Below are 26,263 nucleotides of genomic sequence, written 5' to 3'. Positions count from 1 at the left end.
GTGCCAATTTTCAGTATAGACATAAAATAATTCGCACAGCATCTATCTTTTCGATAAATTCAGATCGCTGTTTTTCTGTTTTTCTGTTTTTCTGTTTTTCTGTTTTTCTGTTTTTCTGTTTTTCTGTTTCACCATTAAAACCTTACTCTAAATAGTTCAAACAGTGGCTAGGCGGCAAGCGAAGATATCGTAGGGAGCATACAAAAGTATGTGACCTACGTAGCTGAGAGCAGCCAACACCACCACGGTTTGAAATATGACGAGTAAAAATAAAGCGAAGATATCGCGGGAAGCATACAAAAATATGTGACCTGCGTAGCTGAGAGCAGCTAACACCGCCACGGTTTGAAATATGACGAATAGGAAATACTGTATATCCATTCAGCCATAAATATGTGATAATAGTCTCTTGCGATTGTTCAATATCAAATCATCCGGGAAGTGGTAAATGGATAATATCGAAGTCCGCGGCGCACGCACGCATAATCTGAAAAACATCAATCTCATCATCCCTCGCGACAAACTCATTGTTATTACTGGGTTATCTGGTTCAGGGAAATCATCTTTAGCTTTTGATACCCTGTATGCAGAGGGTCAGCGCCGTTATGTTGAATCTTTATCTGCTTATGCTCGCCAGTTTCTTTCTTTAATGGAAAAACCGGATGTCGATCATATTGAAGGGTTATCCCCTGCGATTTCGATTGAACAAAAATCCACTTCACATAACCCACGTTCGACGGTCGGAACCATCACAGAAATTCATGACTATCTGCGGTTATTATTTGCACGTGTTGGTGAACCTCGCTGCCCTGATCACGACATACCACTTGCTGCTCAAACTGTTAGCCAGATGGTCGATAATGTTCTGGCTCAGCCCACCGATCGCCGAATGATGCTACTTGCGCCTGTCGTTAAAGAACGTAAAGGGGAGCACGTTAAGTTACTCGATAACTTAGCCAGTCAAGGTTATATCCGCGCCCGAATTGATGGAGAAGTTTGCGATCTATCCGACCCGCCAAAGCTCGAATTACAGAAAAAACATACGATTGAAGTGATTGTCGATCGTTTTAAAATTCGTGATGACATTGCTCAGCGTTTAGCTGAATCCTTTGAAACTGCATTAGATCTGTCTGGCGGTACCGCAATTGTTGCAGATATGGATGACGCCAATGCAGAAGAACTGGTTTTTTCTGCCAATTTTGCCTGTTCCGTTTGCGGCTACAGCATGGTGGAACTTGAACCTCGCCTATTTTCTTTTAACAACCCTGCAGGTGCCTGTCCGAGCTGTGATGGCTTAGGTGTTCAGCAGTTTTTTGACCCCGAAAGAGTCATTCAAAATACTGAAATCTCACTCGCGGGTGGTGCAATTCGGGGTTGGGATCGCCGTAATTTTTACTATTTCCAAATGCTGATGTCATTAGCTGAGCATTATAAATTTGATGTGGAAGCCCCTTATGACACTCTGAGCCCTGCCATTCAAAAAATTATTTTATACGGCTCAGGCAAAGAAACGATTGAGTTTAAATACCGTAATGATCGTGGTGACATCACCGTGCGCCGGCACCCTTTTGAAGGCGTACTCAATAATATGGAGCGTCGTTATAAAGAAACAGAATCAACGGCAGTCCGTGAAGAATTAGCGAAATATATCAGTAACCGTCCATGTGTTTCTTGCCATGGGACTCGCTTACGTAAAGAAGCGCGCTTTGTATTTGTTGAAAATACGACATTGCCTGAAATCGCAGATTACAGCATTGGCCACGCAATGGAATTTTTCCAGAACCTAAAACTCACAGGTCAGCGCGCTCAAATCGCAGAAAAAGTTTTAAAAGAAATTGGCGATCGCCTGAAATTTCTCGTCAATGTTGGGCTTAATTATCTGACACTTTCACGTTCTGCTGACACCTTGTCTGGTGGTGAAGCACAACGCATTCGTTTAGCAAGCCAAATTGGTGCTGGTTTAGTGGGAGTGATGTATGTTCTTGATGAACCTTCAATTGGCTTACACCAACGGGATAATGATCGCTTACTTGAAACATTGATCCATCTTCGTGATCTAGGAAATACTGTGATCGTCGTTGAACATGACGAAGACGCGATCCGCGCTGCAGACCATGTGATTGATATCGGACCCGGTGCTGGGGTGCATGGTGGGCAAATTGTTGCTCAAGGAACACTGGAAGATATTGTCGCAAACCCAGATTCACTCACTGGTAAATTTTTAAGCGGTGAGCGCAGAATTGACATTCCACAAAAACGCGTTCCAATTAATAGAGATAAAATGCTGACGGTGTTTGGGGCCAAGGGCAATAACCTGAAGAATGTGACATTAAAAGTCCCTGTCGGGTTATTTACCTGCATCACTGGTGTGTCTGGCTCAGGTAAATCAACACTAATAAACGATACGCTATTCCCTATTGCTCAACGCCAATTAAATGGGGCAACCACCATCACCCCTGCCCCTTATTTGGATGTAGAAGGCTTAGAGCACTTTGACAAAGTCATTGATATTGACCAGAGCCCAATAGGCCGTACACCACGTTCCAACCCTGCTACCTATACCGGTGTTTTTACACCTGTTCGTGAATTATTTGCCGGTGTGCCTGAGTCTCGAACTCGTGGTTATAACCCAGGGCGCTTTAGCTTTAACGTTAAAGGCGGCCGATGTGAAGCTTGCCAAGGTGATGGCGTCATTAAGGTTGAAATGCACTTCTTACCTGATGTGTATGTCCCTTGTGACCAATGTAAAGGCAAACGCTATAACCGCGAAACACTAGAAATTAAATATAAAGGTAAAAATATCCATGAAGTGCTGGATATGACCATCGAAGAGTCTCGTGAATTCTTTGATGCCGTACCTGCCCTTGCTCGCAAGCTACAAACTCTGATGGACGTTGGTTTATCCTATATCCGTCTCGGCCAATCAGCAACGACGCTATCCGGTGGTGAAGCACAACGTGTGAAATTAGCCAAAGAGCTATCCAAACGCGGAACAGGGCAAACTATCTATATATTGGATGAACCGACAACAGGCCTGCACTTTGCTGATATCCAGCAACTTTTGGTCGTTTTACATCAACTTCGTGACCAAGGAAACACCATTGTAGTGATTGAGCACAACCTTGATGTGATTAAAACGGCAGACTGGATTGTTGATTTAGGCCCTGAAGGAGGGAGCGGTGGCGGTGAAATTTTAATTGCCGGCACACCAGAAGAAGTGGCTGAGTGTGAAAAATCGCACACTGCAAGGTTCTTGAAAACGATTTTAGAACGCGGCTACTAAGTAGAAAGGCTATAAAAAAATAAATAAGTAAGAAGATTATCAGGGAGTATTTTGCTCCCTGATAATTATTACGATAGCTAAGAGTTATTAGCTAACCGCAGCAAATGCTTCCACAATACGTTTAACATTATGGCGATTGACACCTGCCATACAAACACGGCCAGTTCCAACCAAGTAAACCGCGAACTCGTCTTTCAGGCGAGCAACTTGCTCTTTAGAAAAACCAGTGTAACTGAACATACCACGTTGCTTTAACAAGTGGTCGAAATTGTGGTTTGGTAATGCTTTTTTCAGCTCATCAACCAGTACCGTACGCATGTCTAAAATGCGCAAACGCATCTCTTCCACTTCTGCTAACCATTTGGCTTTTTCTGCGCTATTGGTTAATACCGCTGCAACAATTTTTGCGCCATTCGATGGCGGGCTTGAGTATAAGCGACGAACACCCGCTTTTAACTGACCTAATACACGGTCGCGCTCATCTGGGTTTTCGCAAATAACGGATAGCCCTCCGGCACGTTCACCGTAAATACCAAAGATTTTAGAGAATGAATTGCTAACGAACACAGGCAAGCCAGCTTTAACCATCGTTCGGATAGCGTAAGCATCTTCATTAATGCCTTCTGCAAAACCTTGATAAGCAATATCTAAAAATGGGATCAGTTTACGCTCTAATGCCACCTTTGTGACTTCATCCCATTGTGCAGGAGTCAAGTCGGAGCCTGTTGGGTTATGGCAGCACGGGTGCATTAGGATGATGCTATTAGCAGGTAATTTTTTGAATGTTGCTAACATTTCATCAAATTTAACGCCTTTAGTTTTTTCATCAAAGTATGGGTAATAATGCACTTTTGTACCCGCACCTGAAAAAATAGAAGCATGGTTTTCCCAAGTTGGGTCACTGCACCACACTTCGGAATCTGGATAATATTGATGTAAAAAATCTGCACCAATTTTCAATGCACCAGAACCACCAATGGTTTGCACAGTAGCAATACGCTCCTGTGCAATTAGTGGGCAATCCTCACCAAATACTAATTTTTGCAATTCAGTACGGTAATCTTTCAAACCTTCCATAGGCAAATACAGTGATGCGCTTGCTGGCAGTTTATTTAACGCTGCTTTTGCCGTACCGACTGTCGCCAGTTCAGGGGTTTTCCCTTCACCATCATAGTAAAGACCGATACTCAAATTAATTTTATTTTCACGAGTGTCTTTATTAAATTCATCCATTAACGACAGAATTGGGTCGCCCGGATAAGCATCAACATGTTCGAACACAGGACATCTCCTAATCATTATTTTACGCTAAATAAACCAAGCGATGATTTGCCCTATTTAGCGCCATTTTTACGTTGTTATCTGAAAATAACCCTTTGCTGGCTATTCGTCTACATATTCCATTGCAACTCTAGAGGTTAACTTTGTCAGCAACTCATAGTTGATAATACCCGTTTGTGTGGCAATTTCTTCAACCGGTAGTTGATTTCCCCACAAAATAACGTCATCACCCACTTTATCATTGGCATTTAACCCTAAATCCACCACGGTCATATCCATGGAAATTCGCCCAACAATAGGCACTTTTCGTCCATTAATTAACACGGGTGTACCTGAAGGTACGTTACGTGGATAACCATCACCATAGCCGATTGCAACAACACCAAGCAGAGTCTCTTTATCACTGCACCATGTTTCACCGTAACCTACACATTGCCCTGCCGCATGTTTCCTAACCGCAATTAATGTTGATTTTAGTGTCATCGCGGGAAGTAAACCGAAGTCTTGTGCACTTTTCCCCTCTTGTGGCGAAGCGCCATACATCATGATCCCTGGACGTACCCAGTCATAATGAGCTTCTGGCCAAAGTAAAATCCCCGCGGAGGCCGCAATGGATTTTTCCCCCTCTTTATCAGCAATAAACTGTTTAAAGCAGGCAATTTGTTTTTCAGTTGTCGGTAAATGGGGGGCATCCGCTTGGCAAAAATGACTAACAATGTTGATAGGAAGCTGAACTTGTTGGCAGCGTTGTAAACGTTGATAAAAGCCTTCAGCATCTTTAGGGAGGACACCTAGGCGGTGCATGCCTGTATCTAATTTCATCCAAACTTTAAGAGGATAAGGCAATTTGGTGGCCTCTAGCATTTCAAGTTGTTCAATACAGTGGATCACGGTATCAATCAGGTTTTCTGCCATCAACAACAAGTCAGACTGCTCAAAAAAACCTTCCAGTAACACAATCGGTTTTACCACACCATGTTGCCGCAGCAATAGCGCCTCGTTGAGCCTTGCCACCCCAAAGCCATCCACCAGCTCTTCTACTGCCTGACCAACCCCTACTAACCCATGACCATAAGCGTTTGCTTTGACAACTGCAATCATTTGGCTATTTGGTGCAATTTCTTTCACCCGTTGCAAGTTGTGTCGCAGAGCGCGGCGGTTTATCAATGCGGTTGCCGCTTTCATTGTTTCCTCGTTCTTTTTCTCTAAACCCGCTAAAAATTAAGCTGCCCTTTGGCAGCCCAATATGTTCTCTATTTGTTATACGCTAAAAAATATCAATTTCCATTCGATATTATTTTTATGGATCATTTAATTTTAATGCGCTAGTTCCAATACTCTAAATAGTTTGCGTTGTCGCTAGGCGGCGATTGAGATAATCCTAGGAGCATACAAAAGTATGTGACTAGGATTAGGGAATGAAGCCAACACCGCGACAGCGCGAAATATGACGAGTATTTATGAGGAGTATTTAGTCCTCGTCGTTATAAGCCGGCCCCGCATAATTATCGAAGCGCGACCACTGCCCATTAAACGTCAACCGCACTGTACCAATTGGCCCGTTACGCTGTTTACCTAATATAATCTCAGCAACGCCTTTGAGCTCACTATTATCGTGATAAACTTCATCGCGGTAGATAAACATAATCAAGTCCGCATCTTGCTCGATAGACCCTGATTCACGTAAATCCGAGTTAACTGGGCGTTTATCAGCACGTTGCTCAAGGCTTCGGTTCAACTGAGACAGTGCCACCACCGGTACATTTAATTCTTTCGCTAACGCCTTAAGTGAACGTGAAATTTCGGCAATTTCTAACGTACGGTTGTCAGAAAGCGCAGGAACTCGCATCAATTGTAGGTAGTCAATCATGATCAAACTTAAACCACCATGTTCACGGTAAATACGCCTCGCACGTGAACGAACCTCTGTGGGAGTCAGGCCCGAAGAGTCATCGATGTACATATTGCGCTTTTCCATCAAAATACCCATCGTGCTTGAAATTCGCGCCCAATCCTCATCATCAAGTTGCCCAGTACGAATACGGGTTTGGTCAACACGGGATAATGATGCCAACATACGCATCATGATTTGGTTACCTGGCATCTCTAAACTGAAGATTAAAACCGGTTTTTCTTCCGTCATTGCCGCGTTTTCGCACAAGTTCATTGCAAAAGTGGTTTTCCCCATCGATGGACGAGCGGCCACAATAATTAAATCAGAACCTTGTAAACCTGCAGTTTTTTTATCGAGGTCTTGGTAACCTGTTGAAACCCCAGTAACACCGTCGTGAGGCTGCTGGTAAAGTTGCTCAATTTTTTCAACAGTTTCCGACAAAATGGCTTCAATGCCTTTCGGCCCTTCATCTTTATTCGCTCTTGATTCGGCAATTTGGAAAACTTTAGTTTCGGCTAAATCGAGGAGGTCTTCACTGCTTCGCCCTTGTGGGTCATAACCTGCATCCGCAATTTCATTAGCAACAGAAATCATATCGCGAACTATCGCACGTTCGCGGACGATGTCTGCATAAGCATTAATATTCGCCGCACTTGGCGTATTTTTAGATAGCTCAGCCAAATAAGCAAAACCACCGACGCTATCTAATTCACCCTGTTGTTCTAGTGATTCCGATAGAGTAATAAGGTCAATAGGTTTGCCTTGCTCAAGCAAAAATTGCATTTGCGAGAAAATAGTGCGGTGGGGTCGGCTAAAGAAATCAGCATGAGTCACACGTTCAGAAACGGTATCCCAACGCTCGTTATCTAACATTAACCCCCCTAAAACAGACTGCTCCGCTTCGAGAGAATGAGGTGGAAGTTTTAACCCTTCCATTTGGTGGTCTCGTGGGGCATCCGTTTTGAAATTTGATGAGGGTTTTTTAGCCATACATTAATATCCAAGTCTATAATTAACGATCTGCGCTTAGTATACGCCAATCTTATTTTTTTGTGGTTTTCTTTGCATCTTTACGCAAAGTCATCACAAGATAAAATACATCACTGAAAGCACAAACCTATAATTCTTCTGATTGAAACATGGCGTTATGATAAAACGATTGTTATTGTAATTAAAATGAATGGTTCTTATTGGAGATTGTCATGGCAAAACGTATTGAGTTCGCGCAACATGGCGGCGCTGACGTCCTTAACTTGGTAGATTACTCCCCAGCAAATCCAGCAGATAACGAAATTCAAATTGAAAACCGTGCTATCGGGATTAACTTTATCGACACCTATGTCCGCAGTGGTTTATACCCTGTCGCTAATCTGCCTTGTGGTCTTGGTACAGAAGCAGCGGGTGTTGTTGTAAAAACCGGTGCTCATGTCACAGGTTTCAAGCCCGGTGACCGTGTCGTTTATGCGCAAGGCCCACTAGGTGCTTATAGCGAAGTCCACAATGTTCCTGAAAATGCGGTCGCTCACCTCCCAGATGGTATTACGTTTGAACAAGCCGCAGCCAGCTCATTAAAAGGTATGACGGTTTATTATTTATTCCATCAGACATATCAACTGAAACGTGACGAAGTCTTTCTGTTCCATGCCGCTGCCGGCGGTGTTGGGCTGATAGCTTGCCAGTGGGCAAATGCACTAGGCGCTAAGATGATAGGCACAGTGGGTTCTGCAGATAAAGCGTTAAGAGCCAAAGATGCTGGGGCATGGGAAGTCATCAATTACCAAACAGAAGACATTGCAGCTCGCGTGAAAGAAATCACGAATGGCGAAAAAGTGAATGTAGCGTATGACTCTGTTGGTCAATCCACATGGCTTGCCTCATTAGACTCACTCAAACGCCGTGGCTTGATGGTTAGCTTTGGTAACGCCTCAGGCCCTGTCACTGGCGTGAATTTGGGGATCTTAAACCAAAAAGGCGGGTTATACGTTACTCGCCCATCGTTAGGCGTTTATGTGACTAAGCGTGCTGAGCTAGACCAAGCTAGTAATGCCTTATTTGATATGATTTTAAGCGGTAAAGTGAATGTGGATGTACCGCAATCACAAATTTTTGCTTTAAAAGATGCACAAAAAGCGCATGTCACTATCGAATCGAGAAAAACCCAAGGTTCGAGTTTGTTAATTCCATAATCAGCCATATGACAGCCAAAAAGCGCCAATTGGCGCTTTTTTTCCCATATGTAGCTATTCACCGCGAGTGACAAACTCCAGAGCTTGCTCAACAACGGCTAGATCCGCCCCTTTTTTATGCGCATTTTCACTTAAATGCCGACGCCATTGGCGCGCACCAGGAATACCTTGGAAAATCCCTAACATATGCCGCGTCATATGACCTAAATAGGCGCCCTTTGTTAATTCATTTTCTATATAAGGGTACATCGCCCTAACTGCATCAACACCATTGGTGATAGGAAAGTGCTCACCAAACAATTGGTTATCAACCGCTGTTAAAATAGACGGGTTTTGATAAGCTTCACGCCCCACCATCACACCATCTAAATGTTGAAGATGCTGTTTGGCTTCTTCTAATGTTTTAATACCGCCATTAATGGCCATCGTCAGATGTGGGAAATCACGTTTTAATTGATAAACTCGCGGGTAATCTAATGGTGGGATTTCGCGGTTTTCTTTTGGGCTAAGGCCGGATAGCCATGCTTTACGCGCATGGATAATAAACATCTCACAACCGCCTTTATCAGAAACGGTTTCAATAAAATCACATAAAAACGCGTAGCTGTCTTGCTCATCAATACCAATACGGGTTTTTACGGTCACCGGGATAGAAACCACGTCTTGCATGGCTTTCACGCAATCAGCAACCAATTGGGCATCACCCATTAAACAGGCACCAAAACGCCCATTTTGTACGCGATCTGATGGGCATCCGACATTTAAATTAATTTCATCATAACCACGTTCTTGCGCCAGCTTGGCACATTGTGCCAATGCGGCTGGGTCGCTACCACCGAGCTGTAGTGCTACCGGATGTTCTTCCTCACTAAAGGCAAGATAGTCCCCTTTCCCGAAAATAATCGCCCCTGTTGTGACCATTTCAGTATACAGCAAGGTGTTTTTGCTTAATAAACGATGAAAATAACGGCAATGGCGATCTGTCCAATCCAACATCGGCGCAACGGAAAATCGGTTTAGGTTGGTGTAGCCTTGTTTTGAGGTATTTTGATGCATGGTGGTCTTGTGTATTGAAATCAAATGGATAGCCCCAAAAAGTAAGGAGCCAAGCAAAAACAGCAGGCTATTATAGCATAGAGCGAACTAAGTGCGATGATGACGAAAACGAGCGGCTGAACCCAGCTAATTTAACGAAATAACCCCCGATATGAGCAATGTCATATCGAGGATTTCCAAACCAATTATGTCATTTTAATATTCAGTCACACACTATTTTTTCGCAGAAAGCAGTGCATAGCTGGTCATTAAGTTACGATAATCAGGGATATGGTTTGAGAACAACGTACCTAACCCTTCCACATCATTGCGCCAATCACGGTGTAATTCACAAGCGGCACCAAACCAGCTCATCAATTGGGCCCCTGCTTTTGACATTCTATCCCACGCGGCATCACGTGTGATCGGGTTAAATGTACCTGAAGCATCAGTAATAACAAAAACTTCATAGCCTTCTTCTAAGGCTGATAATGCAGGGAATGCCACACACACTTCTGTCACAACACCGGCAATAATCAACTGTTTTTTACCTGTCGCTTTGACAGCTTTGACGAACTCTTCGTTATCCCATGCATTGATTTGGCCTGGGCGGGCAATGAAAGGGGCATCAGGAAAAGTTTCTTTTAACTCGGGCACTAACGGGCCATTAGGACCATCTTCAAAAGATGTCGTCAAAATAGTCGGCAAGTTAAAATACTTGGCAAGATCCGCTAACGCTAACACGCTATTCTTGAATTTATCGGGGTCTTGGTCGCGAACCAGTGATAATAAACCCGTTTGATGGTCAACAAGTAATACAGCGGCATTATCTTTATCTAGGCGGTTATATTTGAAACTCATATCAACGACTCCTCAATAGTTAGAAAAGTACTCTATGTGGGTTCAGATAAAACAAAAGTGGTATTTAGTCTGCTTATCGCACCTAAAAAACCACTTTTCATCAAAAATATTTCAACAAGATGAATTCACACAATTCGTTATTTAGTTTCTGCGCTCATTGTGACAAAATTTCCCATACGAGCACTGGTAATTGTATAGCTATCCGCACCGGCGGCTTTAGCTTTAGCTGCAATTTTTGCTTCTGTTGAAGCCAGCGTATCACCTGTTGCAGTGATTGTTGCTGCTGATGCACCAAATGCGACGAAAGATAATACAGAAGCTGCCATCAAAGTTTTTAACATGTTCATAATCCAATTCCTTCACTTTTTATTCGATGAGACAACCCTTGTTGTCTGCGATGAAGGTATCATATCGACAATGTTATTTAGGTTAAAGCTAATAATATCGCTCAATTCATTCAAATTAACTGAACGACTTGCTTTATCTGAAACTCACCATGGAATAAAACCGAAAGATATAATCAAGCAGCCTTGTGGTATGCTTTCCCAAAGTTGGTTTACTTCTCGCGCAACCTTTAATAGGAACTGTATATGCCACTCAATAACCGAACACTCCCTACATTTAGGTACCACCCGGATCCTATTGAAACTGAAGCTTTTCTGACGGATAAAACAGTAACCTGTGATTGTTGTAAGCAACCTACTGATATTTATTATGAAAGCCCGTTTTATTCTATTGAGGACATTGATGCTTTGTGTCCTTGGTGTATTGCCGATGGTTCTGCCAGTGCAAAATTTGATGGTGAGTTTCAAGACCCTGCCAGTGTTGAAGGTATTGATTGCGAATATGACGAAGACGGCGAGTTTTCACATACCCTAACCCCCTATCCTACTGAAATGTTTGATGAACTAATTAAACGAACACCGGGCTATCAAGGGTGGCAACAAGAAATTTGGCTCGCACACTGCCAAGAGCCTTGTGAATTCATAGGCTATGTTTACTGGGATGACATCAAAGATAAACTCGATGAATTTGTTTCCCTTGAAGATGATATCGCTGATTATGGTTTTTCAATTTCAGAGCTCGCGAATATTCTCCATCAAGATAGCGCTGCTCAAGGTTATTTATTTCGTTGTTTACATTGCAAAAAACTACGTTTGCATTTTGATTTTAGCTAATTTATACCAACTAAATCGCGTGAAGAGGCTTATCTTCACGCTCTCATCTTCAACTATTCATCAGTTCAATAATTTGCTCAGCTAATTCTGGCGTCGCGGCTGATAGCAAACTCCTCATTGAAAAAACTGAGTATAACGGGCAGGTTATAGAATAAAGGCGCTAAAATGCCTTATCGACCAGAGATAAAGCACCAATACAACCTAAATTTGTTGGAGAGACACCTCACCAAATGTCATAAATATCAAAGTATGCCCCGCAATCCCACGATATACCCCTTGCTGGCTATTGAGTTCGCAAGCCAATGCCGTTAATTGCCATGCGTCATATTCTTCAATGTGACTAATTCGGGCGGTTAATAATGCGTTGTCTTTCCGCTCGCCATAAGCTTTCACCGCAATTGCATCTTGGGTTAAAGCGCTGTCGATAGAACTGTTTGCCCAGCTCCACATCCAACTGCCTTGGCTTTGGTCATAAGTACCCACAATTTGAACTGGCGCTGTTGCCATTATATTGTCAGGCGCATGAAAAATAATGGTTCCTTCGTCTTGGTTCACGGACCAATCGGCTTCATCTAATTCCCATGTATCACAATGAAATTGGTTTTTGGCCTGTAACGCATTCATACTGCGTTCAATTAATGCCTCATAAGGCATCTGTTCTATTTCATTATCCATTTATTACCCAATATTTTTTAATGCATTGATAATCAACTGCCAAAATTTATGATGGTCTAACTTAACCGCGACTTGAGTATAGCAATTTTCAGGCGCTGGATGACGGAAATCAGCCACTGTCATGCCTAGCGTGTGCGTTCCTGTCAGCTCAATATTCACAGGCACTTTTTGCGTAGTCATTACTGTCGGATCAATGACATAGGCAACCGCACAAGGGTCGTGCACTGGCGGAGCATCAAAGCCTTGAGCTTGCTTGTACATTTTCCCAAAGAAATCCAATAATTCGATGACAAATTGCGAACAATCACTGCCAATCGCAGCAATTTCTTTCACAACATCAGGGGTTGCTAGCGCTTGATGGGTAAGATCTAACCCCACCATGGTTAGTGGCCACTTTTCATTGAAAACAATATGAGCCGCTTCTGGGTCAATTTTAATATTAAACTCAGCTACCGCACTCCAATTCCCAACATGGTAGCCCCCGCCCATCAGCACCACCTCTTTAACTCGCTCGACAATGCGCGGTTCAAGACGAGCCGCAAGCGCAATATTGGTTAATGCACCAGTAGGAACTAAAGTCACTGTTTTAGGAGGATGAGACATAATCGTTTCGATAATCAGCGAAACCGCATGCCGTTCATCAAGCGTCAATGTGGGCGTTGGTAATACAGGCCCATCGAGACCTGATTCCCCATGAATATCAGGTGCGACTTCAATTTCCCGAACTAAGGGGCGAACCGAACCCGCGGCAAATGGAACACCGGTGATCTTCGCCATTTCAGCGATAGCCAATGCATTATGAGTGACTTTTTCAAGGGTTTGATTGCCGGCAACGGTTGTTACCGCCAATAATTCAATGTCAGGGTTACCATAGGCCAGTAATAACGCGATAGCATCGTCATGGCCGGGATCACAATCGAGGATTATTTTTTTGCTCATACCTTACCTTCTTAAAATTGGAGTCAGAAATGGCACTGACCCCAATTTAACGAGCTAGCAAGGCAAAATCTATGCTTAATATCTGAATACTTGGAAATTTATTTCAAAACATGCGCATAGACACGTTTTTTCTCACCTTCATTTTTCGAAATATAAACACCTTGTAGCTCAGGTGCAAAGCCCGGTAATGCATTAATCCCTGTTTCTAGTGCTTTGAAATAGCGCAATACTGGGCCAGACCACACTTCCCCTGGCACCACACACAGCACACCCGGTGGGTACGGTAGCGCACCTTCAACCGCAATACGCCCTTCTAATTCATCTAACGGCAATAATTCACAATTACCACGAATAAATTCTAAGTGTGCTTGCTGAGGCGCCATTTTTACTTCAGGGAAGTGATTTTTACGGAACATCTCTTTTTGCAGCTGTTTAATGTTGTCATTAACGCTGAGCTGATGCATTTCTTGGCACAGGCGACGCAATGTGTAGCCTTGGTAATGTGCTTGATAACGCTGATAAACCGATGGCAAAACCTCTTCCAATAGTGCGTCTTCATCCAGTAACTGTTCGAAACGGACTAAATGAGAGACTAACAGCTCCAGTTTTTCACGGGTTTCTGCGGGAGTTAACAAAAACAAAATTGAATTTAAGTCACACTTTTCAGGGATCACTCCGTGTTCACGTAAAAAATGCGCCAAAATCGTCGCAGGAACGCCAAAAGTTTCATATTCGCCACTTTCGACATCAATACCCGGGGTCGTTAGCATCAATTTGCAGGGGTCAACGAAGTATTGGTCCTGTGCATAGCCATCAAACGCATGCCAACGTTCTTGCGGTATGAAATTAAAGAAGCGCTGCTGCGCAGCGATTTGTTCCGTTGGGTATTCATGCCATGCCTTGCCATCCACCACTTCAGGAACAAAGGGTTTAAAATAACGGCAGTGCTGAAATATCGATTTTCTTACCTCAATCCCCACTTTCACGCAGTCCATCCACATCATTTTACCTGCATCACCTTGGTGAATACGTGCATTCACATCCAAAGAGGCAAACAAGGGATAAAATGGGCTAGTAGAGGCGTGCATCATAAAAGCATTGTTGAGTTTTTTGTGTGATACAAAACGCTCTTGTCCCTTGATATGATTATCTTTTTTATGAATTTGTGACGCTTGAGAAAACCCGGCCAGCTGTTTATGAACTGACTGAGTGACCATAATACCTGGGTCGTTTTCATTTAATTCAAGTAGCAATGGCGAGCACTGGCGCATCATTGGAATAAATTGTTCATACCCCACCCACGCAGAATCAAATAGAATGTAGTCACATAAATGACCTATTTTATCAACGACTTGCCTTGCGTTATACACCGTACCGTCATAAGTTCCAAGTTGGATCACGGCTAAGCGAAATGGTCGTTTAGCTTGAGCTTTTTCAGGCATCACTTCTTGAATAAGTTCACGTAGATAACTTTCGACAAAGCAGTGCGCATCAATACCACCAATAAAACCAAAAGGATTACGTGCCGTCTCTAGGTAGACAGGTGTTGCCCCCGCCTGTATTAACGCCCCATGGTGGTTTGATTTATGATTGTTGCGATCGAATAAAACTAAATCGCCCGGTGTTAATAGCGCATTTAGCACCACTTTATTGGATGATGAGGTACCATTTAACACAAAATAAGTTTTGTCCGCATTGAACACTTTCGCGGCGAATTTTTGTGCCTCTTTCGCGGCACCTTCGTGGATCAATAAATCGCCCATTGCCACATCGGCATTGCATAAATCGGTACGAAACAGGTTTTCACCATAAAACTGATAAAATTGTTCCCCTGTAGGGTGGCGACGGAAAAATTGGCCGCCCTGGTGGCCCGGACAGGCGAAAGTCACATTATGGCCCGCAGCATAATCCATCATTCGAGCAAAAAATGGCGGTAATAACTGCTCAAGGTACTGATCCGCCGCATCGAGCAATTGACGGCTATTTTCTTCACGGGCAGCAGGAGCTGGCGGTAATAACGCCGTTAAATAAGGTGGTAAGTTTCCATCGGTTGGCAGCTGTTTATCACTGATGATAAACAGCGGAATACTCAGCTGGCTCTCAACGACTCTTTCCCACAGCCCTTGGTTGGCATCTTGTTCAGATAGCACGACAGCGGCAATATTGTTTAACTGTGCATCGCGAATATCTACCCACTGAAATTGATTAGTGAAATAGATTGCGACCCCCTGGCTACATGCCACATTGATTTTGTTCATAGCAGTCTGGCTCTTAGTTAGCTGAGGAAAAGAGGCGGACAATATACTTGATAGATCAGGGAATTGAAATGATTAGCATGGTAAGAAAAGAGGGCAAGATTTGGAAAGTCGAATATATTTTATAAGCCACTGGTTAATAGCATAAAAATTCTATCTCATCACAACCCACTTCCCCACACTTCAGGCCATCATAAAGATAATAAAAAGATAAATTAACCAATTAACCCGGTGATCACCACCAATTAATCGGCCAATTTATCTGTAATGGGACGTTAGTTGTTTTTTTCCACATACAACGTTTGTGATGGGAATGCGAAGTCCGCATCGTGGCGTTTAACTATCTCAATGATCTTCAAATACACCGCTTGCTGCGCGGCTAACCATTCAGCCCAAACTGTTGTTTTGGTAAAGCAATACACCATAATATTTAACGAAGAGTCAGCAAAAGCATCGAAATACACTAATAGAGTTTGGCTGGTATCGATATTGGCATCTTGCTGTAACATCGTACGGATATCGTCGACAATCGCTCCAATTTTATCTGAATCTTCGTAACGTAAACCAATTTCAGTTTTGATGCGTCGGTTAGTCATGCGCCCTGGGTTTTCTACACTAATAGAAGAAAAAACCGAGTTAGGAATGTATAGCGGGCGGTGGTCAAACGTAATAATTTTGGTGATCCGCCAACCAATTTCAACCACCGTGCCTTCGATATTTCTATCCGGTGAACTGACCCAATCGCCAATATTAAAGGGGCGGTCAAAATAGAGCATTATCCCTGAGAAAAAGTTACTTAGGATGTCTTTACCTGCCATACCGATAGCAATACCGCCAATTCCACCAAACGCCATCAAACCAGACAGGCTCATCCCAAAATGCTCACCAAACAGCAGTACCATAATGACAAATATTGCGGTTTTAAATACACGGGCGATAATACGAGCCGAAGTGGGGTCACTGCCTTTTTTAATCTGAGCTTTTTCTAGTCGGTTCGCTAATTGAAACAGTTTTCGCATTAAAATCAATGCAATCAATGTAATAGTGATAAAATTAACTAAAGAGGTTGAAATAAAAGTTAAATCAAAATCAGAGGCAGCCATATCGACATACTGAGCAATAACGATAACTACGCCACACAGCACTAGGGTTTGAACCACATGGATCAAAATACTTTTGCGCTTATGTTTATGCTTACGCCGTTTATGTACAATCTCAAAAACTAAATAGATTGCGAGAAAAGTCGCAATTAAGGTCATGCCAATGGCATATTTCTCAAGTAATGCTTCTATCATTTCTAACCGCCCTAAAATTTACCTGATAGATCTTATTTTTATTTGTTTTACTGTGTATTGTTTTTCGTTACTTTGCCATTAAGATAACAATTATAAAGATAATTTTCCTAATAATTATCAGTTACTTTTTAAAATATCCAATAATGAATAACAACCAGTTTTCCCCAAATGACAAAGAAATAAAAAATGTCCATGCGCTTAGGCCATATCAGCAGTATACCTATTTTGTCGGTAAAATCGCTGATTGGGAGCAGGTATGGGGTCTTGGAGATGGGCAAAATATTGTTACCGCATGGAATGATGAAAAATGTCTTTTTCTACCCCTATGGCCTGCCAAAGCGTATGTTGAGTTGTGTTTAACGGATAAATGGGCAAATTTTACGCCAATGCTATTTACCCTTGAACACCTGATGACAGAAATTTTGCCTGATATGCATGAAGCAAATATTAAGGTTGCTTTGATGATGCAATCTGATGGGAAAAAAACACTGATTTATGATGCTGCGGCGCTTCTTGCTGATTTGGAAGAAGAATGTCAGCAATATGAGTAAAAGGCAGCAACGCTGCCTTTTTGAGATAAAACTACTTTTCAACACCGGTAGTGACAGTAAATTCACGGGTTTGCCCCGCCTCCAACCAAATCAGTGTTTGGCTATTTTTTGCCGCAAGGAAACCTTCTGGACGACACGTTGCGGGGAGAACAAATGCGCCAACTTTTTGGTCACCATTATACAAAATCCAACGGGTCGCATAATTTAGCTCATTAGATTTGAAACGAGTGACAAACGTATCTCCTGTAGACGAAGTCATCCTAAACTCAGGCGTTGCGGTATATTGGCTAAGGTCATCCATAAAAAATACAATTTCAGGGTCACACATTTGTGGCTGATTAAGCTGATTTAATGTGACTTTACCGGATTTCAGCGCTTCATTAAATTCGAGCCATTTTTCAGTTGGCTGAACATGCCCCGGTATTGATTCACGCAATTTAATCGCATTTTCAGGGATATTTTGCGTCAGTGTTGCATTCTCCACGTAAGCATAATTCATATGGCACATATATTGGAGAGGCATAGGAACCGATGCTAAATTGGTGACTGACATATGAATATCAAATAATGCACTGTCTGAGTTTAATTGCACTGACGGTGTCGCACGATAATGATGACCAAAACCCATCACATACTCATATTCGCCAACAACTCTTAAACTTTCGCCAGTCAGTTCAAGCCAAGCGCTATCCATTGCTGCGCAAGGCATTTCCCCATGTAATGGATGTGAATCTTCTGGTGAAGGGCAACCATTGCTGATTAAACCTGAATGGAATGCAAAGCAACCGTAGGTTTCAACGACCGTTGGAACACGTTTTGGCGCTGAAAACATATTTTCCATTTTCAGATTTTGGCCACAAAATTGTGCATCCCAAATCATTTGTCCTAAAAAAGGTAAAATCGTTAAATACCCTTGCTGATTTTCAATTCGTAGCCCTTCCACGCCAGTTTGGTAACGAAATGCAGTGGCCGTAAATTGGTTATTTTTTAGAATAAGCGTCGGGTTTTCCGTAAATAAGCTTTTGTGAAGAGGTATCAATGTATTCATTTTCATACTCACGGTTTAATGAGATAAATGGAAATGGGTAGCTCACACTACCCAATTTGAGCACTATTTTGCAGCTTGTTTGGCTTTAAAGCGGCGTTCACCAACGAAGTAAAAACCGACATACACGAAGCACAGCATAGAAACGAGGAATGAAAGCTGTAATGAGTGCAGCATATCTGCGACATAGCCTTGAACTGCAGGAACAACCGCAGCACCGACAATCGCCATTACAATGACCGCTCCGGCCATTTCGGTATGCTCATTATCAACAGTATCCAAAGTACCTGCGTAGATTGTTGCCCAGCAAGGTCCAAATAGAATACTCACCATGACCGCTGCATACACTGCAGTGAAACTCGGAATAAATGCAACATAAATCAGGAACAGCGCACCAATCACCGAGTAGATAATTAGGACTTTCTCTGCATTAAAGCGAGTCATTAAAATATTGGCGATAAACTTACCAATAAAGAAACAGGCAAAGCTATACACCATAAAGTTTGAGGCATCACGTTCGTTAATATCCCCCATTTCTAGCGCTAGGCGAATAGTAAATGACCACACTGCCACTTGCATTCCGACATATAAGAACTGGGCAATAATTCCTTTTCTAAAGCGGCTATTTTTCGCTAAATATCTTAAGGTTTCTAATGCAGTAGGACGCTTATGATCTTGCGTTTCTGCCACTTTACATTTAGGAAACTTGGTAATAAGGAATAAAATCATTACCACAACCAATACCATAATCATGTAACGGTAAGGTTCGAGGGTATTCTCCAACATGGCTAACCGGAATTCATGGATTTGTTCCGCATTCATTCCCGCCATTTGGTTTTGTAAACTCTCTCCTTCGGAAAATACCAGATATTTACCCAGTAAGATCCCACCAGCTGCGCCAATTGGGTAGAAAGTTTGGCTAATATTTAAACGCAATGTCGCGTATTGTTTAGGTCCTATCATTGAGCTGTATGTATTCGCTGCGGTTTCAAGGAAGCTTAAACCAATCGCAATGGCGAAAATCGCGGCCAAGAACATGGTGTAAGTCGCCATATGAGACGCAGGGAAGAACATGCTGCAGCCCGCGATGTATAGGATCAGCCCTACCATAATGGCATATTTATAACTGGTTTTTTTGATCACTAACGACGCTGGAATAGCGATTAAGAAATAACCACCATAGAATGCGCTTTGTACTAAAGCAGAGGCGAAGTTACTGAGCTCAAAAACACTTTTAAACTGTGTGATTAAAATATCATTTAATGCTGCTGCGCATCCCCACAATGGGAACAGGCACGATAGTAGGATAAATTGGAATAGAGGTGTCTTACTCAGGTAGCCATCCGGTAACTGAGTGATGTTCTTAATGTTCATAGTAACCCTTATATTTTTATAATTTATACCCGATGAGTGGCTATGTGGCTCTGATGACCACTTAATTATTCAAAGGGTATATAGCTACGTTGGACTATTATTATTTAGCTATTCATTAGCTGTGTTGATTTGTACAAATTCATTAAATTGCTCAACACTTGGATAAGAAGATTGAGTTCCTTTCCCTGTCACACTGAAAGCCGAAAACATCACTGCTTTTTTCAGTGCTTCTTCAATATTCCCCGTATGGACATAGTAATGAGAGAAACAGCCGATAAAGGCATCCCCTGCACCACTGGTGTCAATCGCATTCACTTTAATTGCGGGTATATGTAACTCGCTGTCGCGGGTCATCCATAACGCCCCTTTTTCCCCTAATGTCACGATGACGTTTTTTAACCCTTTATCCAGTAAAGACTGCGCAGCACGACGAATGTTATCCATCGTGTCGACTGGCATATTGGTTAAAATTTCGAGTTCAGTTTCATTAGGGACAAAGAAATCACATCGGCAGGCAAAATCCAGATCGAGCGTACGTTGTGCAGGCGCTGGGTTAAGCAACACAGGGATCCCATGTTTATTACCGAATGAAATCGCGTGATAAACTGTTTCAAGTTGGACTTCTAATTGCAGAACGATCAATTTACATTTTTTCAGATCTTCCGCTGCGCGATCGATATCTTCTGGGGATAAAAACTTATTCGCCCCTTTGACGATCAAAATACTATTCGATGAATTTTGATTAACAAAAATTGGCGCAACACCACTTGAGGTACAAGGTACTTTTTCCACATAACGGGTGTTAATGCCATAAGACTCTAGATTGCGGATCGTATTATCTGCAAAAATATCATCACCGACTTTGGTTAGCATGATCACTTTTGAATTTAACTTAGCAGCAGCAACCGCTTGGTTCGCACCTTTACCACCGCAACCAATTTTGAAAGCTGGCGCTTCTAACGTTTCGCCTTCTTTTGGCATTTGATCGATGTAAGTGATCAAATCAACCATGTTTGAACCAATAACTGCTATATCCATAATGCCCCTCGTGTTAAATAAATCACATAATGATATGATAGTAACATTATCATGTTGCAAAAATATCATTTGTGATTAGGATCTCGAATAACGAATGATCAAGTGTTATATCTACCACATTTCCTCATTCTTTGTTGTCTATCCCACATTTATATAGGAAAGTTGAAAATGCAAGACTTAGCAAAATATATTGATCACACTTTACTTGCTGCGAATGCGACTGTCAGCGATATTACTAAACTGTGTACAGAAGCTGCAGAGCACCATTTTGCATCTGTCTGTGTGAACACAGGTTATGTTCCTTTAGCCAGCGAACTTTTAAAAAACAGCGACGTTAAGGTTTGCTGTGTGGTAGGCTTTCCACTCGGTGCAGGCTTAACGGAAGCCAAAGCATTTGAAGCCGCAGAAGCTGTGCGCCGTGGTGCTGATGAAGTCGATATGGTTATCAACATTGGCATGCTCAAAAGTGGCGACTTAGACTTTGTTCGTCGTGATATCGAAGCCGTATTTGCCGCCTGCGGTAAAGCAACATTAAAAGTTATTTTAGAAAATTGCCTGTTAACTGATGAAGAAATTACCCAAGTTTGTGAAATTTGCCGCACAATTAAAGTCGGTTTTGTGAAAACTTCAACAGGTTTCAGTACAATGGGTGCAACAGAACACCATGTCGCTCTGATGCGTAAAGTCGTTGGCGATGAAGTCGGTGTCAAAGCCTCCGGTGGTGTGCGTGACCGTGAAACTGCAATTAAAATGATTGAAGCCGGCGCAAACCGTGTAGGTGCAAGTGCGAGTGTTGCAATTGTCACAGGAACGGCAACCAAGCCAAGTGACTACTAAGTGATGGGGCGCGGTTTAACCGCGCCAATTTTGTATATCATAAAAGGATTGTAGGGTGATAGAAACTAAACAAAAAGAACGCCTTCGCCGTTTAAGTGAATGTTTAAAACGCTCAGGGCGCATTCATTTAAAAGAAGCCGCTAGAATACTCGAAGTCTCAGAAATGACTATTCGACGAGACCTCAGCGCTGATACCGAAGGCCCTATCCCTATGTCGCTCCTCGGCGGCTATATTGTTTCTGTTACCCAACCTGCCAATTTAGTGTCAAATGAGCCACAAGCGGATGTTTTTACCCCAGATCAAACTGAAGAATTATATATTCCTAACCTTGCAGCGAGCATGGTGACTGAAGATGACGTGATCTTCTTTGATAATGGCATTGAAATGGCAACCTTAATTTCACTCATCCCCGAAGAGATTAATTTCACCGGTATTTGTTACTCACATAACGTTTTTCTCGCCCTTAGCCAGAAAAAAAATGCCACTGCGCTACTGTGTGGTGGGGAATATCGTCCTAAAAGTGACTCTTTTTACAACCCATCTCTCCCTTCATTACTGGATTCAATCAACCCCAAAAAAGCCTTTATTTCAGCGGCCGGTGTACATGGGAATTTTGGTGTAACTTGCTATAATCTCGATGATTTACCCATGAAGAAAAAAGCTATGGAGAAATCCATCCGTAAGATTTTATTAGCGCCCTATAACCTGTTTGATGAAGTCGCTACCGCCAATATGGGGGAATTATCACAATTTGATGTGATTGTCACAAACCGGCAACTTTCTGATGAATATGAAACATATTGCCGTAATGGCTTTGTGAAAGTGATTTATTAAAACCATCAATAGATTTAGCGGGCAACCTATTGCCCGCCAACATTAGATCTTCACCGTCAAATAATCTTCTGCGATTTCCGTTTGAGGGAATACTGACTGGCACTGTGCCAATAACCTTGGAATATCCTCACTCGTATAGCGGCCACTCAAATGAGTGGCAATAAAACGTTTTACTCCCGCTTCACGTGCTAGCTCCGCCGCTTGTACTGTCGTCGAGTGCCCACGCTCATTGGCTTTTTCGGCGAATTCAGCCTCTAGTGTCGTTTCATGGATCATTACATCGGCATTTTTCGCGAGCGCCAGCGCTTGCTCTGTCGGTTGAGTGTCTCCAAAAATCGCAACGACTTTACCGGGTACTGGCTCACCGAGGTAATCAGCGCCATTAACGACTCGCCCGTCATCAAGAATTATCGTTTCTCCCGCTTTAAGCGCTTGCATCCAAGGGCCTCGGGGAATATTGTCATTGGCTAATTTGACTGCATCTAATGCACCACTCTTCGGGTACTCCTCAATACGATAGCCATAGCACTCAACACGGTGGTCAAGGGCATAAGCCGTCACAATTAACTCCCCATCATCAAATAACTGCCCAGCTTCAATTTCAACGATTTCCAACGGGTATGTCATATAAGACATACTCACCGCTAATACCGTTTCAATATATTGCTTTAACCCTTTTGGACCATAAACCGTCAGCGGGTCTGTCGCTCCCCCCATTGAACGGCTACATAACAAGCCGGGTAGACCAAAAATATGGTCGCCATGTAAATGGGTAATAAATATTTTCTCAATTTTTGGCGTTTTAAATGGGCTATTTAAAATGCGATGCTGTGTCCCTTCGCCACAATCAAATAACCAATAGCTTTTACGAATACCGACCAAATTTAATATCATACTGGTGACATTGCGCTCTTTTGTCGGCACCCCAGCACTGGTTCCTAAAAATGTTAACTCCATAACTTCCTCATCTAATTTGTTGTTTTTATTATGGTAAGATTTTTTCCAATAAAAAATCATTTACTTTAATCTGTATAATATTCTGTATTTTTTGATTATCAACCAAAGCCAGTTATTCCAAATATTTCCAATATACAAATCGTGTTTCCGTATTCATCCAATCAATTCACAAGCACTGAGCACTGTCTAGCCTGAAAATAGCCATGTTAATATTGATATCAGGAATATGCTCGATGAATCCCCCTTCGTCAAAATTGAAACCTAAATTACCGAACTGCTTGCTATTCTCAACGGCAATTTGGTCTACGGCTATTGTGCCAATGGTGCCAAGCTATGCCCAAATCGCCCATTTAGACGATTTACCTACACTCGGTAGTAATGCTATTCAATTTGAAGGACCCCAACCCGAAGCACAACTTGAAGATAGTACTGAACGTTTTTTAGCGGAATATGGGCAAAATGCCGCAAACTTTGCTTCTGAAGAAAAAAACACCCAAAATCTTGCCGATATGGCACAAGATTACGCTCGCCATAAAGCGGCTAATATCGCTACAGATGAAATAACACATTGGTTATCCAAAGCCGGTAATGCCAGGCTCAATATTAACCTCGATAAAAAATTGTCAATTAAGGCTTCTCAATTAGATTGGCTAGTACCTTGGTATGATCAACACGATTTGTTGTTATTTTCTCAGCACAGTATTCACCGTACTGATGGCCGGTTACAGACCAATAACGGTATTGGTTTACGTCATTTTCAACAAAATAGCATGATCGGGGTGAATGCTTTCTTTGATCATGATTTATCCCATTACCATTCGCGCTTAGGGCTTGGAGTCGAGTATGCTCAAGATTACGTTCGAATGAGTGCGAATAGCTATTTAGGGCTATCGGCTTGGCGTAGTGCGTCCGAATTAGCCTATGATTATAACGCACGACCTGCTAACGGTTGGGATATTCAAGTTGAAGGTTGGCTCCCTACGTATGCCAATTTAGGTGCGAACCTAAAACTAGAACAATATTATGGTGATGACGTGGCTTTATTTGGTAAAGATGAGCGTCAGAAAAACCCAATAGCGGCTACTGTAGGCATCAATTGGTCCCCATTCCCTCTCCTTGCGCTAAATACAGAACATAAAATAGGTAATAGAGGAACAAATGAAACAAGTGCAAAAATTGCCTTCAATTGGTTGTTAGGAAGAAGCTTAGCACAACATCTTGATGCTTCCGCGATAGAAGCTACTCGTCATATTTCCAGTAACCGCTATGATTTTGTTAACCGTAATAACAATATTGTGTTGGAGTACCGAAAGAAAACGTTAATTTCACTCTCATTACCGAAAGTTATTCAGGGTATGACAGGAGAAGAACTCTCTATTATCCGCAATTTAACCACGAAATACCCGCTAGAAAAAATAGTGATAGAAGCCCCTGAATTGATAGCCGCTGGGGGAGAAATTCACCTTAATGGCATAGAAAGCTCAGTAAAACTGCCATCTTATAAAATTGCCAGCAATGCTTTTAAAAACCAACAACTCAACCTTTATCGTTTAACCGTAACGGCTTATGACACCAATGGAAATGTTTCTCCACAAGCAGAAACGTTAATTGAAGTTACCAATACCGGTGCTCTCACCATCACCCATAAAAATACCGTAAAAAGAAATAATGCCGTCGCTAACGGTAAAGACGCAAATACATTCGCCGTAGTAATTAAAGATGCTCTTGGTCACCCAGTACCCAATGCAAAAGTCAGCTTCATACTGCCTGCAAGCCTTAAATCTATTGACCAAAAAAATATGGGGTATTATTCATTACTTAATCATTTTATGTGGAAAGCCCAAGCGACAAAATCAGTTTCTGAACAACCCTATAGCATCGTTGCCAATAGTAAAGGTGAAGCCTCTATTCAATTCACCTCTTTTATATCAGGAAGTTATGCCATAAAAGCAAATACGGAACATGGCATAGAAATAAATGAAATGTTTAACTTTAAACCCGATATTAGCCAGTCATTCATTGGTAGCATTGATATCATGCAAGACAATGCAGTCGCTGATGGGATCAGTAAAAACAAAATTAAACTGCATATTGTGAATAATAGCCGACAAAGCATCGCTGGGGCACAGGTTCATTTTGAAGCACCAAATGGCGTTATCTCACCAACTAAATTGACTGATGAATATGGAAATACAGAATTAGAAATCAGCAGTTTAGCCGAAGGCTCCATGGATATCATTGCTACCTTAAATGGCGATAGCCGAACAATACAAGTTAATTTTCTAAGGAATGCATCTGCGATAAATATTCAGCCAAGCACAGGGACTCTTTTCAAATCGCCAGTAAGTGAACAAAACAGCCATCCACGCACACCGTTAGGTTTGCTAAAGCAGCTATTTCAAAAAATGGGATAACGCTGTTCGCTGTAAAATAGACTTAATTTAGTTGTTTTTTCAGTATCAAAATTGCCCCTGATGGGGCTTTTTAAATTCAACTAACCTAGCTTATGACTTTATTGAATCGCGACTAAATTTGCTCTCCTTACCAATCCAATATCGCATGTTTCATAAGCTAGTAGCTTGTTTTCATTCAAGTAAGGTTTATTCCCAATCGATAAAAATACTTTAATATAGGCGAAGAGACTATTTTTTAGCATTATTAATAAAAGCTGCCCATTCCGTGTTATTCCACCTTGTAAATTCCGCTTCTGTTTAAGTCAAACTAATTCACAAGCTCTTACCTAT

General features: G+C 42.2%; 21 protein-coding genes. 7 read left to right on the top strand and 14 right to left on the bottom strand.

The window, feature by feature from the left end; genetic code table 11:
* The first annotated feature begins 448 nt into the window (after positions 1 to 448).
* Positions 449 to 3,283 (top strand): excinuclease ABC subunit UvrA, encoded by a 2,835-nt coding sequence (uvrA, locus tag G6Q48_RS14930; RefSeq protein ID WP_166267311.1) that lies wholly within the window; start codon positions 449 to 451, stop codon positions 3,281 to 3,283.
* An 87-nt stretch (positions 3,284 to 3,370) separates the two neighbouring features.
* Here uvrA and G6Q48_RS14925 read toward each other — a convergent pair whose 3' ends face one another.
* The 3 genes from G6Q48_RS14925 to dnaB all read right to left on the bottom strand — a co-directional run bounded on the left by G6Q48_RS14925 (position 3,371) and on the right by dnaB (position 7,448).
* Complete coding sequence (locus G6Q48_RS14925) at positions 3,371 to 4,564, bottom strand: amino acid aminotransferase (protein ID WP_166267309.1); 1,194 nt, start codon at positions 4,562 to 4,564, stop codon at positions 3,371 to 3,373.
* Positions 4,565 to 4,666: 102 nt separating this feature from the next.
* Positions 4,667 to 5,749 carry an alanine racemase gene (gene alr / locus G6Q48_RS14920; protein ID WP_166267307.1) on the bottom strand — a complete coding sequence of 361 codons (1,083 nt, stop codon included), beginning with the start codon at positions 5,747 to 5,749 and terminating at the stop codon, positions 4,667 to 4,669.
* Between the two features lie 286 nt (positions 5,750 to 6,035).
* Positions 6,036 to 7,448: a replicative DNA helicase gene (dnaB, locus tag G6Q48_RS14915; RefSeq protein WP_004260904.1), complete on the bottom strand. Its 1,413-nt coding sequence runs from the start codon at positions 7,446 to 7,448 to the stop codon at positions 6,036 to 6,038.
* A gap of 212 nt (positions 7,449 to 7,660) precedes the next feature.
* Between dnaB and G6Q48_RS14910 the strand changes: the two genes are divergently transcribed.
* Positions 7,661 to 8,644 carry a quinone oxidoreductase gene (locus G6Q48_RS14910; protein ID WP_166267305.1) on the top strand — a complete coding sequence of 328 codons (984 nt, stop codon included), beginning with the start codon at positions 7,661 to 7,663 and terminating at the stop codon, positions 8,642 to 8,644.
* Positions 8,645 to 8,698: 54 nt separating this feature from the next.
* Here G6Q48_RS14910 and dusA read toward each other — a convergent pair whose 3' ends face one another.
* The 3 genes from dusA to G6Q48_RS14895 all read right to left on the bottom strand — a co-directional run bounded on the left by dusA (position 8,699) and on the right by G6Q48_RS14895 (position 10,887).
* Entirely contained in the window at positions 8,699 to 9,700 is a 1,002-nt protein-coding gene (dusA, locus tag G6Q48_RS14905) for a tRNA dihydrouridine(20/20a) synthase DusA (RefSeq protein WP_102139111.1), read from the bottom strand.
* A gap of 213 nt (positions 9,701 to 9,913) precedes the next feature.
* Positions 9,914 to 10,540 carry an isochorismate family cysteine hydrolase YcaC gene (ycaC, locus tag G6Q48_RS14900; protein ID WP_004260919.1) on the bottom strand — a complete coding sequence of 209 codons (627 nt, stop codon included), beginning with the start codon at positions 10,538 to 10,540 and terminating at the stop codon, positions 9,914 to 9,916.
* Positions 10,541 to 10,677: 137 nt separating this feature from the next.
* Complete coding sequence (locus G6Q48_RS14895) at positions 10,678 to 10,887, bottom strand: YdgH/BhsA/McbA-like domain containing protein (protein ID WP_004260921.1); 210 nt, start codon at positions 10,885 to 10,887, stop codon at positions 10,678 to 10,680.
* Between the two features lie 243 nt (positions 10,888 to 11,130).
* Here G6Q48_RS14895 and cbrC point away from each other — a divergent pair, with 243 nt between their 5' ends.
* On the top strand, positions 11,131 to 11,718 hold the full coding sequence (gene cbrC / locus G6Q48_RS14890; RefSeq protein ID WP_166267303.1) for a PF03691 family colicin E2 tolerance protein CbrC: 588 nt from the start codon (positions 11,131 to 11,133) through the stop codon (positions 11,716 to 11,718).
* Between the two features lie 201 nt (positions 11,719 to 11,919).
* On the opposite strand, the gene G6Q48_RS14885 is transcribed toward cbrC, so the two are convergent.
* The 4 genes from G6Q48_RS14885 to G6Q48_RS14870 form a co-directional block, all read right to left on the bottom strand.
* Entirely contained in the window at positions 11,920 to 12,393 is a 474-nt protein-coding gene (locus tag G6Q48_RS14885; RefSeq protein ID WP_166267301.1) for a DUF6882 domain-containing protein, read from the bottom strand.
* A 3-nt stretch (positions 12,394 to 12,396) separates the two neighbouring features.
* Positions 12,397 to 13,332 (bottom strand): uridine-preferring nucleoside hydrolase UriH, encoded by a 936-nt coding sequence (gene uriH / locus G6Q48_RS14880; protein WP_166267299.1) that lies wholly within the window; start codon positions 13,330 to 13,332, stop codon positions 12,397 to 12,399.
* 98 nt (positions 13,333 to 13,430) lie between these two features.
* Positions 13,431 to 15,590 (bottom strand): ornithine decarboxylase, encoded by a 2,160-nt coding sequence (locus tag G6Q48_RS14875; RefSeq protein WP_166267297.1) that lies wholly within the window; start codon positions 15,588 to 15,590, stop codon positions 13,431 to 13,433.
* Positions 15,591 to 15,862: 272 nt separating this feature from the next.
* On the bottom strand, positions 15,863 to 16,882 hold the full coding sequence (locus tag G6Q48_RS14870; protein ID WP_102139116.1) for a mechanosensitive ion channel family protein: 1,020 nt from the start codon (positions 16,880 to 16,882) through the stop codon (positions 15,863 to 15,865).
* 143 nt (positions 16,883 to 17,025) lie between these two features.
* Between G6Q48_RS14870 and G6Q48_RS14865 the strand changes: the two genes are divergently transcribed.
* A complete protein-coding gene (locus G6Q48_RS14865; protein ID WP_166267295.1) occupies positions 17,026 to 17,433 on the top strand; it encodes a DUF2750 domain-containing protein in 408 nt (135 codons plus the stop codon).
* A 31-nt stretch (positions 17,434 to 17,464) separates the two neighbouring features.
* Here the strand turns inward: G6Q48_RS14865 and G6Q48_RS14860 are convergent, their stop codons facing one another.
* From G6Q48_RS14860 to rbsK, 3 genes are all read right to left on the bottom strand, one after another.
* A complete protein-coding gene (locus G6Q48_RS14860) occupies positions 17,465 to 18,481 on the bottom strand; it encodes an aldose 1-epimerase family protein (RefSeq protein WP_166267293.1) in 1,017 nt (338 codons plus the stop codon).
* A gap of 63 nt (positions 18,482 to 18,544) precedes the next feature.
* Complete coding sequence (fucP, locus tag G6Q48_RS14855; protein ID WP_102139119.1) at positions 18,545 to 19,852, bottom strand: L-fucose:H+ symporter permease; 1,308 nt, start codon at positions 19,850 to 19,852, stop codon at positions 18,545 to 18,547.
* Positions 19,853 to 19,960: 108 nt separating this feature from the next.
* Positions 19,961 to 20,890: a ribokinase gene (gene rbsK / locus G6Q48_RS14850; RefSeq protein WP_102139120.1), complete on the bottom strand. Its 930-nt coding sequence runs from the start codon at positions 20,888 to 20,890 to the stop codon at positions 19,961 to 19,963.
* Between the two features lie 168 nt (positions 20,891 to 21,058).
* Between rbsK and deoC the strand changes: the two genes are divergently transcribed.
* Entirely contained in the window at positions 21,059 to 21,727 is a 669-nt protein-coding gene (gene deoC / locus G6Q48_RS14845) for a deoxyribose-phosphate aldolase (protein WP_166267291.1), read from the top strand.
* Positions 21,728 to 21,782: 55 nt separating this feature from the next.
* Positions 21,783 to 22,562, top strand: coding sequence for a DNA-binding transcriptional repressor DeoR (gene deoR, locus G6Q48_RS14840; protein WP_166267289.1), 780 nt, complete (start codon positions 21,783 to 21,785; stop codon positions 22,560 to 22,562).
* 42 nt (positions 22,563 to 22,604) lie between these two features.
* Here deoR and rnz read toward each other — a convergent pair whose 3' ends face one another.
* Positions 22,605 to 23,519 (bottom strand): ribonuclease Z, encoded by a 915-nt coding sequence (gene rnz, locus G6Q48_RS14835; RefSeq protein ID WP_166267287.1) that lies wholly within the window; start codon positions 23,517 to 23,519, stop codon positions 22,605 to 22,607.
* A 233-nt stretch (positions 23,520 to 23,752) separates the two neighbouring features.
* On the opposite strand from rnz, the gene G6Q48_RS14830 reads away from it, so the two are divergent.
* A complete protein-coding gene (locus G6Q48_RS14830) occupies positions 23,753 to 25,933 on the top strand; it encodes an inverse autotransporter beta domain-containing protein (RefSeq protein WP_166267285.1) in 2,181 nt (726 codons plus the stop codon).
* Positions 25,934 to 26,263: the final 330 nt, after the last annotated feature.

Source organism: Providencia sp. M-27, assembly GCF_011077905.1.
Lineage (GTDB): Bacteria > Pseudomonadota > Gammaproteobacteria > Enterobacterales > Enterobacteriaceae > Providencia > Providencia huaxiensis.
The sequence above is the reverse complement of the archived record's forward strand: the minus strand, read 5'-3'. Positions and strand labels throughout refer to the sequence as shown.